The following is a 16,207-nucleotide window of genomic DNA, read 5'->3' as shown; positions in this document are numbered from 1 at the left end:
TGCTGTGTACGGCCGGCGTCCACCGGGCCGACGACCAGCCTCACCCCGCCGCGCGCGCGGCGCGAGCCGTCCGCCTCGCGCGTCGCCTACCGATCCGCGATGCCGTCCCACGACCACAGGCTGATCGCCGTGCGGCCGTCCGTCCGGGGGTCGTCGGCGACGACCGCGAGCTGCACGAGGACGAGCGGGGACACCGTCCGTGCGTGAGCTCGCGTCCACGCGATCGCCTCGACGACGTCGACCCCCTCGAGCTCGTACGTCGCCTCCTGGCTCGCCGGGGTGCCGTCGTCGTCGTGACGCTCCCCCGTCCAGAAGGTGACCCGGAAGACGGGGGCCGTGACCTCGTGCGTCATGTCCCGCGGATCGACGAGACGTGTCGTGACGGGTCGGACGTCGTGCAGTGCGTCGTGGTCCATGGGACCCAGCATCCTCCTGGGGAAGCGGACGTCCCCGAGATCCACCCCGCGACGGCCTCAGGAGAACGACGCGTCCGTGATCGTCGCGCGGAAGAACTCGCCCTCCTCCTCGGGTTCGGAGCCCGCCCACCAGCTCGCACGGAAGCGTCCGGGCATCGTCACGCCGTGGAACGTCGCCTCGGCGTCGACGGTCACGCCGAAGTGGTGCAGCGCGTGGCCGCGTCCGTCGGGGTCGCCCCACCGGTCCATCGTCACGCGGCGCAGCCGTCCGTCCGGTCCGACCTCGAACCGCACGCCGTGCTCGTCGCCGTCGATCAGCCACCGCCCGACGAACGCGTCGTGGTCGCGGTCCGCGGTCCACGTCGCCACGCCGAACGCCGTCGGGACGAGCGCGCCCTCCCCGGCGAGCCGCCCGGCCGCGCTGCGCGTGACGTCGTCGCCCTGGGCGCTCAGCACCGGGACGACGCCCGCGAGCCGCCAACGCATCTCGCCCACGCCGTCGACGTAGCGGTCGAAGCCGCGCACGGGCAGCCCGAGGATCGCGGTCCGGGCCTGCCACACGAACGCGGAGCCCGGGACGATCAGCTGACGCGCGGTGAAGGGGCGCCACGAGCCGATCCTGATCTCGCCGTGCATCGTCAGTGCCGCCGAGCGGTGCAGCGGCGTGCCCTCGGCGATCGCGTGCCGCAGCCAGCGCCTCGTCGCCTCGGGAAGACCGGCGGTGCCGGCGGACGTGAACCGCGGCAGCGGTTCACCGAGCCGCGGGCCCGGGACGTCGTCGAGCCGCGCACGTGCCGTCGGCGTGTGACGGGACACGAGACCTCCACCCCCTCCGTCGGGACCTGCTCCGCACGCTACGAGCGGGGCGGGACCGTCGCGCGAGGCGAAGGTCCCGCCTTCCGCTCAGGTCAGGCGGGGGTGGCCACGTCGAGCACCCACGTCACGCCGAAGCGGTCGGTGAGCATGCCGAACCCCGCGCTCCACGCCGACGCGGCGAGCGGCTCGACGACCGTCGCGCCGTCCGCGAGACCGTCCCAGACGGCCTGCACCTCGTCGAGCGAGGCGCCGCGGACGGAGACGAAGAACGGCTGGTCGGTGAGGGTGACGCCGTTCTCGCGCCGCGTCGAGCCCGTCTGCGCCGGGCCCGGTGCGCCGGGGACGTCGTACGCCATGACCCGGAACCCGTTGTCGGCCTCGACGAGCCCGAAGACGACGCCGTCGGCACCGGGCGCGTCGGCGGGCATGCCGAGCTCGGCGTCGGTGGTCACGGGGACGCGCCCGCCGACGGCCGCGGCGTACAGGTCGAGAGCCGCGCGGGCGTCGCCGCGGAAATTGAGGTGCGTGGTGGTGGTGAGGGTCATGTCCGCTCCTGACGGGTGCTCGCCCGGGTCGATCCCGGTGACCACCACCCTTCCGTGCGTGTAGGTCAGGTTCGGTCCTACTTCGCCCCTAGGCTCACGGCATGGCGACGACGACCTCCCGCCTGCTGCGGCTGCTCTCGCTGCTGCAGACGCGCCGCGCGTGGCCGGGCTCGCTCCTGGCCGACCGCCTCGGCATCAGCCGCCGGACCGTGCGCCGCGACGTCGACCGGCTGCGCGCGATGGGCTACCGGATCGAGGCGACGATGGGACCCGACGGCGGCTACCGGCTCGAGGCCGGGTCGGAGGTGCCGCCGCTGCTCCTCGACGACGACCAGGTGGTCGCCCTCGCCGTGGCGCTGCAGGCCGCGACGGCAACCGGGGCTGCGATCGACGAGGCCGCGGTGCGCGCGCTCGGCACCGTGCGTCAGGTGATGCCGTCGCGGCTGCGCCACCGGCTCGACGCCCTGACGTTCACGACGCTCCCGGCTGCTGGTCGACCAGGTGCCGCCGACCCCGTCGCCCCCGACGTCCTCGTCGCGATCTCCGCCGCCGTCCGGGCCCACGAGGTCCTGCGGTTCGACCACGCCGACCCACGCGCCGGCACACCGGCGGCGACCGGTCCGCCGCGGCGCGTCGAGCCGCACCACCTCGTCGCGTCGCGCGGCCGCTGGTACCTCGTCGCGTGGGACCTCGACCGCGACGACTGGCGCCTGTTCCGCGCCGACCGCCTCACCCCGCGCACGCCGACCGGGCCGCGCTTCACGCCGCGCGAGGTGCCGGGCGGTGACGTCGCCGCGTACGTCGCCGCGCGCTTCGCGGGCTCCGACGCGGGCGCGGGGGACGCGACCGGCGGCCCGCCCTGCCGCGGCACGGTCGTCCTGCACAGCCCCGCCGCTGTCGTCCGGCCCTTCGTCGGCGACGGGGTCGTCGAGGACCTCGGCCCCGACCGCTGCCGCCTCACGACCAGCTCGTGGTCGTGGGTCGCGCTCGCCGCGTCGCTCAACCGCTTCGACACCGACGTCGACGTCGTGTCCCCGCCCGAGCTGACCGACGCGTTCGCCCGGCTCGCCGCCCGCAACGCCGCGACGGCCGCCGCCGGGCCGTCCTGACACGCGAGAGGCCCGCGACCCCGGGCGGGGTGCGGGCCTCTCGTGGCGTGCGTCAGGACGGGATCAGAAGTCCCAGTCCTCGTCCTCGGTGTTGACGGCCTTGCCGATGACGTACGACGAGCCCGACCCCGAGAAGAAGTCGTGGTTCTCGTCCGCGTTCGGCGACAGCGCCGACAGGATCGCCGGGTTCACGTCGGTCTCGTCGCGCGGGAACAGCGCCTCGTAGCCGAGGTTCATCAGGGCCTTGTTGGCGTTGTAGCGCAGGAACTTCTTGACGTCCTCGGTCAGACCGACGCCGTCGTACAGGTCCTGCGTGTACTCCACCTCGTTGTCGTACAGCTCGAAGAGCAGCTCGAACGTGTAGTCCTTGAGCTCCTGGCGCTCCTCGGCCGACAGCGCCTCGAGGCCCTTCTGGAACTTGTAGCCGATGTAGTACCCGTGCACCGCCTCGTCACGGATGATCAGCCGGATCAGGTCGGCCGTGTTCGTGAGCTTCGCGCGGCTCGACCAGTACATGGGCAGGTAGAAGCCCGAGTAGAAGAGGAACGACTCGAGCAGCGTGCTCGCGACCTTCCGCTTCAGCGGCGAGTCGCCCTTGTAGTACTGCATGACGATCTCGGCCTTGCGCTGGAGGTTCGGGTTCTCCTCCGACCAGCGGAACGCCTCGTCGATCTCCTTGGTGGAGCACAGCGTCGAGAAGATCGACGAGTACGACTTGGCGTGCACCGACTCCATGAACGCGATGTTCGTGTAGACGGCCTCCTCGTGCGGCGTGATCGCGTCCGGGATCAGGCTGACCGCGCCGACCGTGCCCTGGATCGTGTCGAGCAGCGTCAGGCCGGTGAAGACGCGCATCGTGAGCGTCTTCTCCTGCTCGGTGAGCGTCGCCCACGACTGGATGTCGTTCGACACCGGCACCTTCTCCGGCAGCCAGAAGTTGCCGACGAGCCGGTCCCAGACCTCGGCGTCCTTCTCGTCCTCGAGCCGGTTCCAGTTGATCGCCGACACGCGGTCGATCAGCTTCAGCTTCCCCGTGGGGGTCATGTCCCGTCGTTCCTTCTCGTGTGGTCCCGTCCGCGGCCCGACGAGGGCGCCGACTCTGCCCGGGCCGCCTTCGGCGGCCTTGACGCCCACCACGCCGGAGCCGGCGCCCTCGTCGGTCCGCTCGGAGGTGAGGTCACCACGGCGGACCGACGAGGAGGGCGTCGATCAATCACAGCATGCAGCTGACGCAGCCCTCGACCTCCGTGCCCTCCAGGGCGAGCTGGCGGAGGCGGATGTAGTAGATCGTCTTGATGCCCTTCTTCCAGGCGTAGATCTGCGCCCGGTTGAGGTCACGGGTCGTCGCCGTGTCCTTGAAGAACAGCGTCAGCGACAGGCCCTGGTCGACGTGCTGCGTCGCCTCGGCGTAGGTGTCGATGACCTTCTCGTAGCCGATCTCGTACGCGTCCTGGTAGTACTCCAGGTTGTCGTTCGTCATGAACGGCGCCGGGTAGTAGACGCGGCCGATCTTGCCTTCCTTGCGGATCTCGATCTTCGACGCGATCGGGTGGATCGACGACGTCGAGTGGTTGATGTACGAGATCGAGCCGGTCGGCGGGACCGCCTGCAGGTTCTGGTTGTAGATGCCGTGCTCCTTGACGGAGGCGGCCAGCTGACGCCAGTCGTCCTGCGTCGGGATGTGCACGCCGGCGTCCGCGAAGAGCGCACGGATGCGCTCGGTGCGCGGCGCCCACTCCTTCTCGACGTACTTCTGGAAGTACTCGCCCGTCGCGTACTTCGAGTCCTCGAACCCGTAGAACGCCTGCTTCCGCTCCTGCGCGAGCAGGTTCGACGCACGGATCGCGTGGTAGGCGACCGTGTAGAAGTAGATGTTCGTGAAGTCGAGGCCCTCGTCGGACCCGTAGAAGATCCGCTCGCGCGCCAGGTAGCCGTGCAGGTTCATCTGCCCGAGGCCGATGGCGTGGCCGCCGCGGTTGGCGCGCTTGACCGACGGCACCGACTCGATGTCCGTCTGGTCGGAGACGGCCGTCAGCGCACGGATCGCGGTCTCGACCGACTTGCCGAAGTCCGGGCCGTCCATCGCGAGCGCGATGTTCATCGAGCCGAGGTTGCAGGAGATGTCGCGGCCGACCTCCTTGTAGGAGAGGTCCTCGTTGAACGTCGACGGGGTCGACACCTGGAGGATCTCCGAGCAGAGGTTCGAGTGCGTGATCTTGCCCTTGACGGGGTTCGCACGGTTGACCGTGTCCTCGAACATCACGTACGGGTAGCCGGACTCGAACTGGAGCTCGGCGAGCGTCTGGAAGAACTCGCGCGCGTTGATCTTCGTCTTGCGGATCGCCGCGTTGTCGACCATCTCGTAGTACTTCTCCGAGACGTCGATGTCCGCGAACGGCACCCCGTACACGCGCTCGACGTCGTACGGCGAGAACAGGTACATCGGCTCGTTCTTCTTCGCCAGCTCGAACGTGATGTCCGGGATGACGACGCCGAGCGACAGCGTCTTGATGCGGATCTTCTCGTCGGCGTTCTCGCGCTTGGTGTCGAGGAACCGGTAGATGTCCGGGTGGTGCGCGTGCAGGTACACGGCACCCGCGCCCTGGCGCGCGCCGAGCTGGTTCGCGTACGAGAACGAGTCCTCGAGGAGCTTCATGACGGGGATGACGCCCGAGCTCTGGTTCTCGATGTGCTTGATGGGCGCGCCGTGCTCGCGGATGTTGCTGAGCAGGAGCGCGACGCCGCCGCCACGCTTGGAGAGCTGCAGGGCGGAGTTGATGCCGCGCGCGATGGACTCCATGTTGTCCTCGATGCGCAGCAGGAAGCAGGAGACGGGCTCGCCGCGCTGCGCCTTGCCGAGGTTGAGGAACGTCGGCGTCGCCGGCTGGAAGCGGCCCGAGACGATCTCGTCGACGAGGCTGATCGCGAAGTCCTGGTCACCCTCGGCGAGGCTCAGCGCGACCATGCAGACACGGTCCTCGAAACGCTCGAGGTACCGCTTCCCGTCGAACGTCTTCAGCGTGTACGACGTGTAGTACTTGAACGCGCCGAGGAACGTCTGGAAGCGGAACTTCTTCGAGTACGCGTACTCGAAGAGCGTCTTGATGAACGCGCGGTCGTACTGCGCGAGCACCGCCGGGTCGTAGTACTTGTTCTCGACCAGGTACTCGAGCTTCTCGTCGAGGTCGTGGAAGAAGACCGTGTTCTGGTTGACGTGCTGCAGGAAGTACTGCCGCGCCGCCTCCCGGTCCTTGTCGAACTGGATCTTCCCGTCCGCGTCGTAGAGGTTCAGCATCGCGTTCAGGGCGTGGTAGTCCAGCCCCGTCAGCTCTACGCGGGTATCTGCGACTGTCGCTGCCAAAATGTCCTCAATCCCTCGCGGACGCGGTGCACGTCCTCGTTCGTTCCCATGAGCTCGAACCCGTACAGGTAGGGGACGCGGCACTTGGCCGCGACGATGTCCCCCGCGATGCAGTAGGCCTCGCCGAAGTGGGTGTTGCCCGCCGCGATGACGCCGCGGATGAGCGACCGGTTGCCCTCGTCGTTGAGGAACTTCACGACCTGCCGCGGCACGGCGCCGCCCTCGTTGCCACCGCCGTAGGTGGGGACGACCAGGACGTACGGCTCCGTCACGTGCAGGAACGGGTCAGTCGGCCGCAGCGGGATGCGCCGGGCGGGCAGGCCCAGCTTCTCCACGAAGCGGTGCGTGTTGTTCGAGGCGGAGGAGAAGTAGACCAGCGAGCTCATCGGCCTGCTCCCCTCGCCCCGGTCGGACGGTCGGACCGTCGCTCTCGATGTGCGGTGTCGGTGCGGTGTCGGTGCGAGGGCACGGCGGAGCCGACCCTCTTCTGTGTCCGGTACCGGGGGCGGATGCCCGCCGGGCCGACGCGGTGCGAGTCCTGCGCCGGCCCGGGGCGTCCGTGGTGGGCGACCCGTCCGGCCGCCCGCGTGCGTCAGGCGACGGCGGCGGCCATGCGGTCGGCGAGCGCCTTGATGCGGTCCGGGCGGTAGCCCGACCAGTGGTCGCCGTCGACGATCACGACGGGGGCCTGGAGGTGGCCGAGCGACATGACGTAGTCACGCGCGTCGGCGTCCTCGCTGATGTCCACGACGGTGTACTCGGCACCCAGCTTGTCGAGCGCGCGGTAGGTCGCGTTGCACTGCACGCACGCCGGCTTGCTGTAGACCGTGATCGTCATCGTGGCTCCTAGTTCACTCTCGCGCGACGCTCCCCCCGGAGTGGGTCGCGATGGTCCGTGGGCCCCTTGCGGAGCCGATCGCGGTTCCCCCACCGCGTCGACTTCAACACTACACCTAGGGGTGCGACTCACAAGCCACCACTAGGGATTGTGTTACATCCGTGTCGTTCAACTTCACCCTGTGGAGAACCCAGGGTATCGCCGAGGTCCGACAGAGCCCCCGACCTGCGGGTTCGCGGACCGTCCACAGGCGTCCCCAGCAGCCGCACAGCACCGTGCACAACCGGGTCCACAAGGGCAGCGTCCAGTTCGCCCGGACGCGCCGGTGCGCGACACGCCGCAGGGGCTGCAGGACGTCTCGCGACGAATCGCCCGGACGGGTGACGGAAGCCCCGGCGGCGCCCGACGAGGGTCGCGCACAGGCCCGACCTGCCGCCCGACGACGGGCCGGGCGCGGCCACGCACGACCGCCTCGAGTCGTCGCCGGACACGCTCGACGCCGGGTCGCGTCCTGGGCCTGGACGTCGGGGCGTGGGTGGGCGCGTGATGACGTCGGGCCCCGGCGCGTGATGACGTCGGGCCCCGGCGCGTGACGCGTCCGGGGCCCGACGGGCAGCTGTGCGGGACGCCGCTACAGCGGGAAGGCGGCGTAGAGGTCGGCGATGTCCGCGACCGGGGCGACGACGTGGAACACCGACGAGCCGTTGGTCCACACCGCGACCCCGGTGCCGTCACCGGCGTCGACGATCGTGTACGTCCCGGCCGGCGTGCCACCCGCGACGACCTCGCCCGTCTGGGGCAGGCCGGCGTCGGCCGGACCGGCGGTCGCGGACGGGCTCGGCGCGGCCGCCGCCGTGGGGAGGGCTGCGACGAGCTGCGCGGCGAAGGTCGACGCCTCCTCCGGCGTCTCCCACTGCCCGGCCCGCACGACGACGTCGCCGTCCGCGCCGTCGCCGAACGTGTCCGTGTACGCCTCGACCGCACCGGCCGCCAGCCACTCGTCGTCGGGCGCGGAGCCCGTCAGCGCGTACTGGAGGACCGTCGTCGGCAGCGCGGTCGCGAACGCCGTCGTCGCGGTCCGGGCCGCGGGCTGGATCGTCGGCGTCGGCGACGGCAGCAGGATCGTGCTCGCCACCGGCGGGGGCGTCTCGTCGCCGGTGTTCCGCGACATCAGGATCCCCCCGACGACTACAGCGATCACGACCACGACCGCACCGATGATCGCCGGCAGCAGCCAGCGCGGCCGCCCGCCCGAGCCACCCGTGCCGCCGGAGGACGCACCGGACTCGTCCCCCGCGCCCGTCGCCGCGGAGGCGGAGGCGGCGACGGCCTTCACCGGCCGCGTCGACGGCTTGCCGAAGGACGGACGGACCGGGACGCGTCGCGACGGGCCCGTCGCAGGTCCCGTCGGCGGGGCCGTGGGCAGACCCGACGGCGAGTCGACCGGACGGGCCGCTCCGGCAGCGTCCGCCGAAGACGGCACTCCCGCGGCCGAGGCGGTCGGCGTGGCGGCGGCAGGACCGGACGGAGCGGTCGGCGTGGCGGCGGCAGGACCGGACGGAGCAGTCGGCGTGGCGCGAGGCGGCGTGGCCTGGCCGGCCGCCGATGTCACCACGGCGGTCGTGGGCGTGCGGGTCGGCAGCGGCGTCCCGTTCGCGGGCACGGCCGCCGGCGTCGGCGCGGTGAACGCAGGACGCGCGGTGGCGCCCGCGGCGGTCGCCGCGGACGGCACCGGCCGGACGAGGCCGGGCGGCGGGCCGACGGGCGGGGCGCCCGCGGTCGTGGGCGGGGCTCCCGCGGTCGTGGGCGGGGCGCCCGCGGTCACGGTCGTGGGCGCCGCACCGGCGGCGGCACCCGCCGCCGCGCCGGCCCTGAAGGCGGCGAGCGCGCCCGCACCGGGAGACGGGTCCGCGGCCCCCGCGGCGGTTCGCCGCGGCAGGGGCGCAGCGACCGACGGCGGGTCCGCGGGCGTGGTCGCGGTCGCGTCGGCCGGCACGGTCGATGCCGCCGCGGTCGCGCCCGGTGCGGACGGCGCGGTCGTACCCGGTGCGGACGGCGCGGTCGTACCCGGTGCGGACGTGCCCGGTGCGGACGGCGCGGACGCACCCGGTGCGGACGGCGCGTTCGTGCCCGGTGCGGACGGCGCGGTCGTGGTCGGCGTGTACGGCGCGTTCGCGGAACCCGGGGCCACGGCCGCGGGGACCAGGGGCGGCGTGCTCGGACCACCGGCCGCGGGGCCGTCGGCCGTCGCGGGGGCACCGTCGGCGGGAGCCGTCGCACCCGTCGGCGCCCAGCCCAGCCGCCCCCAGTGCGGGCTCGTGTTGCCGCCGGATCCGCCGGTCTCGGTCATCGGGTTCCCATCGCTCGCCCTGCCCGGCACGCCCGCCGGACGTTCCGCAGCCTACCGACGGGCGCTCAGCCGACGACGTCGCGACGCCGGAAGGCGGCGAACCCGGCGGCGAGCAGCACGGCCGCGACGGCGGTCACGGCGACGACCGGCGACCACGCCATCTCGTCGGCGGGCAGGCCGGGGAGGTAGGTGAACGGGGAGAGCGCGTCGGACCCGTCGGGCAGCAGCTCGCCGAACATGCCGACGACACCCACGTAGGCGACGTACGCCCACACGACCCCCAGCAGTCGCGGGGCGACGGCGTAGACGAGGACGGCGAGCCCGAGCACGCACGCGATGCCGGGCAGCGTGACGGCAGCCGCGCCGACGAGCACGCCCACCTGGGCGGGGTCGTCGAGGCTCGCCGCGGCCGTGACACCCATGACGAGGCCGCTGACGAGCATGATGACGAGACCGGCGACGCCCGCCACACCGACCTGCGTCCCGAGCCAGCGCCACCGCGACACCGGTCCGGCGAGCACGCGGGCGCCGCGCGTCGCGACCTCCTCGTGCCGGACCGCCGCGACGCCGGTGACGACGTAGGACGCGGCCATCACGGCGAGGAACATCGTGTAGAGCGCGAAGGCGCCCGCGGTGGCGTCGGTGCCGCTGCCGAACATCTCGCCGAGGGTCGCGTCGTCCTCGATGAAGTCGACGATCGCACCGGCGAGGACGCCGATGAGCGCGCCGCACAGCACGATCGCGATGCCCCACGACACGATCGCGCCCGTCTGCCGGCGCAGCGTCAGCGCCGCCATGCCCGCGAGCGCGGGACGCGCGGCCGGGCGGCCGAGGCGCTCGGGCACGAGGCCGGTGCCGAGGTCGCGCCGCCCGACGAGGCGGAACGCGACGGCCACGCACAGGGCCGCGAAGGCGACGCCGATCAGCAGCGGCCACCAGCGCTCGTCGACGTAGGCGCGCGTGGCCTGCGCCCAGCCGAACGGCGAGAGCCAGGTGAGGACGCTCGTGCTCTCGGGCCCGCGGACGTCGCCGACCGCGCGCAGCAGGAACGCGACGCCGAGGGCCGCCATGCCGAGGCTCGACGCGGTGCGCCCGTGCGACGAGAGCTGCGAGGCGACCGCCGAGACGCCCGCGAACACGAGGCCGACCATGACGACCCCCGCGCACATCGCGGCGGAGCCCACGGGGTCGAGGTCGGTGGACAGCAGCGCGAGGAACGTCAGCCCGCCGACGGCGAGGGTCGCGACGACCGCGGCGACGAGCCCCGCGACGACCGGCGCGTCCCGGCCGACGGGGGCGGACCGCACGAGCTCGAGACGGCCGTCCTCCTCGGCGGCGCGCAGGTGCCGCGTCACCGCGAGGATCGCCATGATCGCGACGGGCAGCATGACCCACAGTGCGATCTCGTTCGCCGTCATCGCGCCGAGCGTGTAGTCGCCGAGCCCGTAGCCCGGGCCGGCCAGCGCGGTCGCCGCGGGAGACGAGATGAGCGTGGCGCGGGCGGCGCGCGTCGCGGGGTCGGCGTAGACGTTCGCGAGGGCGTCGACGGAGACCTGCACCATCCCCGCGACGGCGACGGCCCACACGAGGATGCGCCAGCGGTCGAACCGCAGCGCGACGCGGACGAGGGCTCCCGTCCCGACGAGCGGGTCGTCACGTCCGGAGCGCTCCGCGGCGGCGGGTACCCGCGCCGGTGCGGTCGTCGTCGTCATCGCGCGTCGCCCTCCCGCACGCCGAGCGTCGCGAGCTCGTCGCTGTACTCGCGCAGGAACAGGTCCTCGAGCGTCGGCGGGTGCGCCACGAGCGAGGTGACGCCGAGCCGGGGCAGCACGGCAAGCACCTCGTCGAGCGCGGCCGTGTCGACGTCCGCGGTGACGTGGCCGTCGTCGCGGCGCAGGTGGTGGACACCCGGCAGCGCGCCGAGCGCCGTCTCCGCGGTCGCTCCGTCGCGGACACCGGCGACGACCGTCGTGCGGGTCAGCCCGCGCAGCTCGTCGAGCGACCCGGACTGCACCGCCTTCCCCTGGCGGATGATCGTGACGCGGTCGGCCAGCGCCTCGACCTCCGCGAGGATGTGGCTCGACAGCAGGACGGTCCGCCCCTCGGCCGCGGCCTCTCGGACGACGTCCTGGAACACCGCCTCCATGAGCGGGTCGAGGCCGCTCGTCGGCTCGTCCATGAGCAGCAGCTCCGCGTCGGTCGCGAGCGCCGCGACGAGCGCGACCTTCTGCCGGTTGCCCTTCGAGTACGCGCGACCCTTGATCCGCGGGTCGAGCTCGAAGCGCTCGACGAGCTCCGCCCGACGACGCGGGTCGAGCCCGCCGCGCAGGCGCCCGAGCACGTCGATCGCCTCGCCGCCCGACAGGTTCGGCCACAGGCTCACGTCGCCCGGGATGTACGTGAGCCGGCGGTGCAGCGCGACCGCGTCCTGCCACGGGTCACCGTCGAGCAGCCGCACCTCACCGGAGTCCGCGCGCAGCAGCCCGAGCAGGACCCGGATCGTCGTCGACTTGCCCGCGCCGTTCGGCCCGAGGAAGCCGTGCACCTCCCCGGTCCGCACCGTGAGGTCGAAGCCGTCGAGCGCGCGCTTCGCACCGAACGTCTTCACCAGGTCGCGGATGACGATCGCGTCACTCATGGGGGTTCTCCTCGTAGGCGAGATAGGCGTCGAGGTAGGAGCTGTCGGTGAACAGGCCGTGCGTGTAGAGCTCGAGGCTGCCGACCATCACGTTGTCGTACATCGCCCTCATGGCGGCCGTCGGGTCCTCGGTCGGTGCCGGGCCGCGTCCCGCGGCGGCGTCGGTCTGCGCCATGACGATCGTGCCGACGGTCGTCGCGATGAGCGCTCGCGCGCGTCCGTGCGGGTCGCGGCTCGGCCGGATCGTGCCGGCGGCGACGCCGTCCTCCAGGTACTTCTCCGCGTCCTCGACCATCCCGTCGACGAACCGCGCGGCGAGCGAGCCGCCGTCGAGCAGGCTGCGCACGACGTACGCGAACAGCGGGGCGTACTCCTCGAGCATCGCGAGCTTCGCGACGACGTCGGTGGGCGGGGTGCCGGCGACGGCCGCGGACTTCTCCTCGAAGATGCGGTGCAGGACGTGCTCGTCGCACGCGGCGCGCAGCGCGTCCTTCGAACCGAAGTGGTGGACGACGAGGGGGGCGCTGACGCCCGCGTCGGCGGCGATCGCGCGCATGCCCGCCCGGAAGCCCTCCCGGCCCCAGCGGGCGATGGCCGCGTCCCGGATGCGGGCGCGGGCGGTCAGGTCGTCGGAGGCTGAACGCACGTTCACCACACTAAACACCCGTTCAGCACTCACGCAAGCCTCTCCGTCCTGGCGTCGTGCGGGCCACCGGGTGGAGCGAGCCGAGCGCGGTCCGCCGTGGCGCGCGGGCGTCGGGCGCGGCGAGCCGGGTGTGTCGGTGGCCGTCGGTACGGTGCCGGGCGTGAGCACGACGACCACCAAGCGCGCCGACCGCAGCGCCCGCCCCGGCTTCCGCTGCGCCGAGTGCGGCTGGACGGCCACCAAGTGGGTCGGCCGGTGCGGCGAGTGCCAGGCGTGGGGCACGGTGAGCGAGGACCTCGGGCCCGGCGGCGGCGCCCCGCGCACGGTCGCGACCGCGCCGACGCGCTCCCCCGCGCGCCCGATCAGCGAGATCGACGTCGAGGCCGCGCGCGCCCGCCCGACCGGCGTCGACGAGCTCGACCGGGTCCTCGGCGGCGGCATCGTGCCCGGTGCGGTCGTGCTCCTCGCGGGCGAGCCCGGCGTGGGCAAGTCGACGCTGCTGCTCGACGTCGCCGCACGGGCCGCGCGTGGCGGACGTCGCGTGCTCTACGTGACCGGCGAGGAGTCCGCCGGGCAGGTGCGGCTGCGGGCCGGGCGCGTCGGCGCGCTGCACGAGCAGCTGCTGCTCGCGGACGAGACCGACCTCGCGACCGTGCTCGGGCACATCGAGGTCGTCGACCCCGACCTGCTCGTCCTCGACTCCGTCCAGACGATCGCGTCCGCGGCCGTCGAGGGCACCGCGGGAGGCGTCGCGCAGGTCCGCGAGGTCACCGCCGCCGTCATCGCCGCCGCGAAGTCCCGCGACCTGCCCGTCGTGCTCGTCGGGCACGTCACCAAGGACGGGTCCGTCGCCGGGCCGCGCACGCTCGAGCACCTCGTCGACGTCGTCTGCCAGTTCGAGGGCGAGCGGCACTCCCGCCTCCGCCTGCTGCGCGCGACCAAGAACCGCTTCGGCCCGACCGACGAGGTCGGCTGCTTCGACCTGTCCGAGAACGGCATCGTCGGACTGGCCGACCCGTCCGGGCTGTTCGTGTCGCGGTCGCACGCCGCCGTCCCCGGCACCTGCCTGACCGTCACGCTCGAAGGACGCCGACCGCTCGCGACCGAGGTCCAGGCGCTCGTCGCGCCGTCCGCGGTGCCGAACCCGCGCCGGACGACCTCCGGCGTCGACTCGTCCCGGCTCGCGATGGTGCTCGCCGTGCTGCAGCGACGCCTCGGCGCGCGGCTCGCCGACCAGGACGTCTACGTGTCGACCGTCGGGGGCGCCCGCGTCGTCGAGCCCGCCGCCGACCTCGCGCTCGCGCTCGCCGCGGTCAGCTCGCGCGAGAACACCGCGCTGCCGCAGGGGCTCGTCGCCGTCGGCGAGGTCGGATTGGCCGGGGAGATCCGCAGCGTGTCCGGCGTCGGCCGTCGGTTGTCGGAGGCCGCGCGGCTCGGGTTCACGCGGGCCGTCGTACCCGCCGGGTCGCTCGACGGCGTCGCCCCGCCCGACGGCATCCGCGTGCTCCAGGTCGGCGACCTCGCGCAGGCCGTCAGCGCCGCCGGGATCGGCGCGTGAGCGGGGAGCACGAGCACGGGGAGGCGGCGGAGCACGACGGAGCTCGCGAGGGCGACGCGGCCTGCGCGCATCGGGACGTCGTCTGGGAGCCGAAGCCCGTCGTGCTCTGGACCGACGTGGAGAGCACCGTCCACCGGCTGCGGTGCACCACGTGCGGCGTCGAGACGGCGATCGTCGACCACCGCAAGCTGCCCGCCCTGTGAGCGTGGCGAACGGGCGGACCTCCGCACTCGTCGTGCCCGTCAGGCGGGTCGTCCGGAACTCGCTCGACACGGCTCGTTACCATGCTCAGGTGCCGACCTCGCACGCCCCCGACGACCTGCTCAGGTCCACCCTCGCCGCCGTGGCCCCCGGCGGTGAGCTTCGCGACGGCCTCGAGCGGATCCTGCGCGGCCGCACGGGCGCCCTCATCGTCCTCGGCTTCGACGACCTCGTCGCCAGCATCTGCTCGGGCGGGTTCGAGCTCGACGTCGAGTTCTCCGCCACCCGCCTGCGCGAGCTCGCCAAGATGGACGGCGCCGTCGTCGTCGACGGGGACCGCATCGTCCGCGCAGCGGTGCAGCTGCTGCCCGACCAGACCATCGAGACGTCCGAGTCCGGCACGCGTCATCGCACCGCCGAGCGCGTCGCCAAGCAGACCGGCTTCCCCGTGATCTCGGTGTCCGCGTCCATGCGGATCATCGCGCTCTACGTCGGCGGCCAGCGGCACGTGCTCGAGGACTCCACGACGATCCTGTCGCGCGCCAACCAGGCCCTCGCGACGCTCGAGCGCTACAAGGCCCGCCTCGACGAGGTCAGCGGCACGCTCTCGGCGCTCGAGATCGAGGACCTCGTCACCGTCCGCGACGTGTCGACCGTCGTCCAGCGGCTCGAGATGGTCCGCCGCATCTCCGAGGAGATCGAGGGCTACGTCGTCGAGCTCGGCACCGACGGACGCCTCCTCACGCTCCAGCTCGACGAGCTCGTCGGCGGGCTCGGGTCGGACCGCGCGCTCGTCATCCGCGACTACGTCGACACCCACCGCCGCGACGTCGACACCGTCCTCGCCGCGCTCGGCGAGCTCACGTCGACCGAGCTGCTCGACATCGCGCACATCGCCCGCGTGCTCGGTCTGCCCGGCGGCGGCGACGCCCTCGACGCGGCCGCCGGCCCCCGCGGCTATCGGCTGCTGTCGAAGGTCCCCCGCCTGCCCGGCACGATCGTCGACCGGCTCGTCGCGCACTTCGGCGGCCTGCAGAAGCTCCTCGCGGCCAGCATCGACGACCTCATGGCCGTCGACGGCGTCGGCGAGCAGCGGGCGCGCGCGGTGCGCGAGGGCCTGTCCCGGCTCGCGGAGTCGTCGATCCTCGAGCGGTACGTCTAGAGACTCGATCGGCTGACCCGCACAGGGTGGGCCCGCGCCGACGAACCGGTCAGCCGAGGCCGAAGACGACCGGGGTGGCCGTCGCACCCGCGAGCGTGAACGCCGCCGAGTAGGTGCCCGCGCCGGGCGTCGGCTGGTCGGCCGGGCAGCCCTGGGCGGAGCGGACCCGGTTCCACGCGAGCGTCGACTCGTCGGCCGCGCCACCCGCGAGCAGCAGCGTGCGGGTCTCGTTGCCCGCGACCGGGCAGTCCTTCGACGACCAGACGCGGTCCACACCGGAGGTGATGACGATCTCCCGCTGCGTGTCGCCCGCGTCGACCACGCACGGCTGCGTGCCGGTGTTGGTGATGCTGACCGTGAACGACGGGCTCGTGCCCTCGGGGAAGGACTCGGCGGTCGCGGCGATCGCGAGCGCGAGGACCTCGGGCGTGCAGGTCGGCGGGACGCCTGAGGTGTCCTCGGTGCCCTCGTCGCCGTCGTCGGCCGCGGGCGTCTCGGCCGGGGGCTTCGGCTCCGACGACGGCGTGTCCTTCGGCGAGGCGTCGGCGGGCGGCGTCGCCGAGCCGC

Annotated in this window: 16 protein-coding genes; 4 read left to right on the top strand and 12 right to left on the bottom strand. The window is 73.1% G+C overall.

Annotated features, from left to right (window positions below):
- Window positions 1–86 precede the first annotated feature (86 nt).
- The 3 genes from KOV94_RS00125 to KOV94_RS00115 all read right to left on the bottom strand — a co-directional run bounded on the left by KOV94_RS00125 (window position 87) and on the right by KOV94_RS00115 (window position 1,777).
- On the bottom strand, window positions 87–416 hold the full coding sequence (locus KOV94_RS00125; RefSeq protein ID WP_218050883.1) for a hypothetical protein: 330 nt from the start codon (window positions 414–416) through the stop codon (window positions 87–89).
- A gap of 57 nt (window positions 417–473) precedes the next feature.
- Window positions 474–1,232 (bottom strand): DUF6920 family protein, encoded by a 759-nt coding sequence (locus tag KOV94_RS00120; protein WP_218050882.1) that lies wholly within the window; start codon window positions 1,230–1,232, stop codon window positions 474–476.
- Between the two features lie 92 nt (window positions 1,233–1,324).
- Complete coding sequence (locus KOV94_RS00115; protein ID WP_218050881.1) at window positions 1,325–1,777, bottom strand: VOC family protein; 453 nt, start codon at window positions 1,775–1,777, stop codon at window positions 1,325–1,327.
- Window positions 1,778–1,878: 101 nt separating this feature from the next.
- Here KOV94_RS00115 and KOV94_RS00110 point away from each other — a divergent pair, with 101 nt between their 5' ends.
- Window positions 1,879–2,886, top strand: coding sequence for a helix-turn-helix transcriptional regulator (locus KOV94_RS00110; protein ID WP_218050880.1), 1,008 nt, complete (start codon window positions 1,879–1,881; stop codon window positions 2,884–2,886).
- A 63-nt stretch (window positions 2,887–2,949) separates the two neighbouring features.
- Here the strand turns inward: KOV94_RS00110 and nrdF are convergent, their stop codons facing one another.
- The 8 genes from nrdF to KOV94_RS00070 form a co-directional block, all read right to left on the bottom strand.
- On the bottom strand, window positions 2,950–3,930 hold the full coding sequence (gene nrdF / locus KOV94_RS00105; RefSeq protein WP_210728346.1) for a class 1b ribonucleoside-diphosphate reductase subunit beta: 981 nt from the start codon (window positions 3,928–3,930) through the stop codon (window positions 2,950–2,952).
- Window positions 3,931–4,099: 169 nt separating this feature from the next.
- A complete protein-coding gene (nrdE, locus tag KOV94_RS00100) occupies window positions 4,100–6,247 on the bottom strand; it encodes a class 1b ribonucleoside-diphosphate reductase subunit alpha (RefSeq protein WP_218050879.1) in 2,148 nt (715 codons plus the stop codon).
- On the bottom strand, window positions 6,217–6,633 hold the full coding sequence (nrdI, locus tag KOV94_RS00095) for a class Ib ribonucleoside-diphosphate reductase assembly flavoprotein NrdI (protein WP_218050878.1): 417 nt from the start codon (window positions 6,631–6,633) through the stop codon (window positions 6,217–6,219). The genes nrdE and nrdI overlap by 31 nt, the downstream gene beginning before the upstream one ends.
- A gap of 206 nt (window positions 6,634–6,839) precedes the next feature.
- Window positions 6,840–7,085, bottom strand: a complete 246-nt coding sequence (gene nrdH, locus KOV94_RS00090) for a glutaredoxin-like protein NrdH (protein WP_013772638.1) — start codon at window positions 7,083–7,085, stop codon at window positions 6,840–6,842.
- Window positions 7,086–7,716: 631 nt separating this feature from the next.
- Window positions 7,717–9,435, bottom strand: a complete 1,719-nt coding sequence (locus KOV94_RS00085) for a hypothetical protein (RefSeq protein WP_218050877.1) — start codon at window positions 9,433–9,435, stop codon at window positions 7,717–7,719.
- Window positions 9,436–9,500: 65 nt separating this feature from the next.
- On the bottom strand, window positions 9,501–11,147 hold the full coding sequence (locus KOV94_RS00080) for an ABC transporter permease (protein WP_124344374.1): 1,647 nt from the start codon (window positions 11,145–11,147) through the stop codon (window positions 9,501–9,503).
- On the bottom strand, window positions 11,144–12,073 hold the full coding sequence (locus tag KOV94_RS00075) for an ABC transporter ATP-binding protein (protein ID WP_218050876.1): 930 nt from the start codon (window positions 12,071–12,073) through the stop codon (window positions 11,144–11,146). The genes KOV94_RS00080 and KOV94_RS00075 overlap by 4 nt, the downstream gene beginning before the upstream one ends.
- Window positions 12,066–12,719 carry a TetR/AcrR family transcriptional regulator gene (locus tag KOV94_RS00070; protein WP_200829823.1) on the bottom strand — a complete coding sequence of 218 codons (654 nt, stop codon included), beginning with the start codon at window positions 12,717–12,719 and terminating at the stop codon, window positions 12,066–12,068. The genes KOV94_RS00075 and KOV94_RS00070 overlap by 8 nt, the downstream gene beginning before the upstream one ends.
- A gap of 160 nt (window positions 12,720–12,879) precedes the next feature.
- Between KOV94_RS00070 and radA the strand changes: the two genes are divergently transcribed.
- The 3 genes from radA (at window position 12,880) to disA (ending at window position 15,640) form a co-directional block, all read left to right on the top strand.
- Entirely contained in the window at window positions 12,880–14,277 is a 1,398-nt protein-coding gene (gene radA / locus KOV94_RS00065) for a DNA repair protein RadA (RefSeq protein ID WP_124344376.1), read from the top strand.
- Entirely contained in the window at window positions 14,274–14,480 is a 207-nt protein-coding gene (locus KOV94_RS00060; RefSeq protein WP_124344377.1) for a hypothetical protein, read from the top strand. Before radA ends, KOV94_RS00060 begins: the two co-directional genes overlap by 4 nt.
- Window positions 14,481–14,569: 89 nt before the next feature.
- Window positions 14,570–15,640 (top strand): DNA integrity scanning diadenylate cyclase DisA, encoded by a 1,071-nt coding sequence (gene disA, locus KOV94_RS00055; protein ID WP_124344378.1) that lies wholly within the window; start codon window positions 14,570–14,572, stop codon window positions 15,638–15,640.
- A gap of 49 nt (window positions 15,641–15,689) precedes the next feature.
- Here disA and KOV94_RS00050 read toward each other — a convergent pair.
- On the bottom strand, window positions 15,690–16,207 hold a 518-nt coding region (locus KOV94_RS00050; RefSeq protein WP_218050875.1), incomplete at its 5' end, for a hypothetical protein.

Source organism: Cellulomonas algicola (genome assembly GCF_019024305.1).
Classification (GTDB): Bacteria; Actinomycetota; Actinomycetes; order Actinomycetales; family Cellulomonadaceae; genus Cellulomonas; species Cellulomonas algicola.
The sequence above is the reverse complement of the archived record's forward strand: the minus strand, read 5'-3'. Positions and strand labels throughout refer to the sequence as shown.

Coding starts and splice junctions, on each gene's coding strand:
- KOV94_RS00115 (WP_218050881.1), bottom strand. CDS start 1,777: ATGACCCTCACCACCACCACGCACCTCAATTTCCGCGGCGACGCCCGC.
- nrdF (WP_210728346.1), bottom strand. CDS start 3,930: ATGACCCCCACGGGGAAGCTGAAGCTGATCGACCGCGTGTCGGCGATC.
- nrdH (WP_013772638.1), bottom strand. CDS start 7,085: ATGACGATCACGGTCTACAGCAAGCCGGCGTGCGTGCAGTGCAACGCG.
- KOV94_RS00110 (WP_218050880.1), top strand. CDS start 1,879: ATGGCGACGACGACCTCCCGCCTGCTGCGGCTGCTCTCGCTGCTGCAG.
- KOV94_RS00075 (WP_218050876.1), bottom strand. CDS start 12,073: ATGAGTGACGCGATCGTCATCCGCGACCTGGTGAAGACGTTCGGTGCG.
- KOV94_RS00085 (WP_218050877.1), bottom strand. CDS start 9,435: ATGACCGAGACCGGCGGATCCGGCGGCAACACGAGCCCGCACTGGGGG.
- KOV94_RS00080 (WP_124344374.1), bottom strand. CDS start 11,147: ATGACGACGACGACCGCACCGGCGCGGGTACCCGCCGCCGCGGAGCGC.
- nrdI (WP_218050878.1), bottom strand. CDS start 6,633: ATGAGCTCGCTGGTCTACTTCTCCTCCGCCTCGAACAACACGCACCGC.
- KOV94_RS00125 (WP_218050883.1), bottom strand. CDS start 416: ATGGACCACGACGCACTGCACGACGTCCGACCCGTCACGACACGTCTC.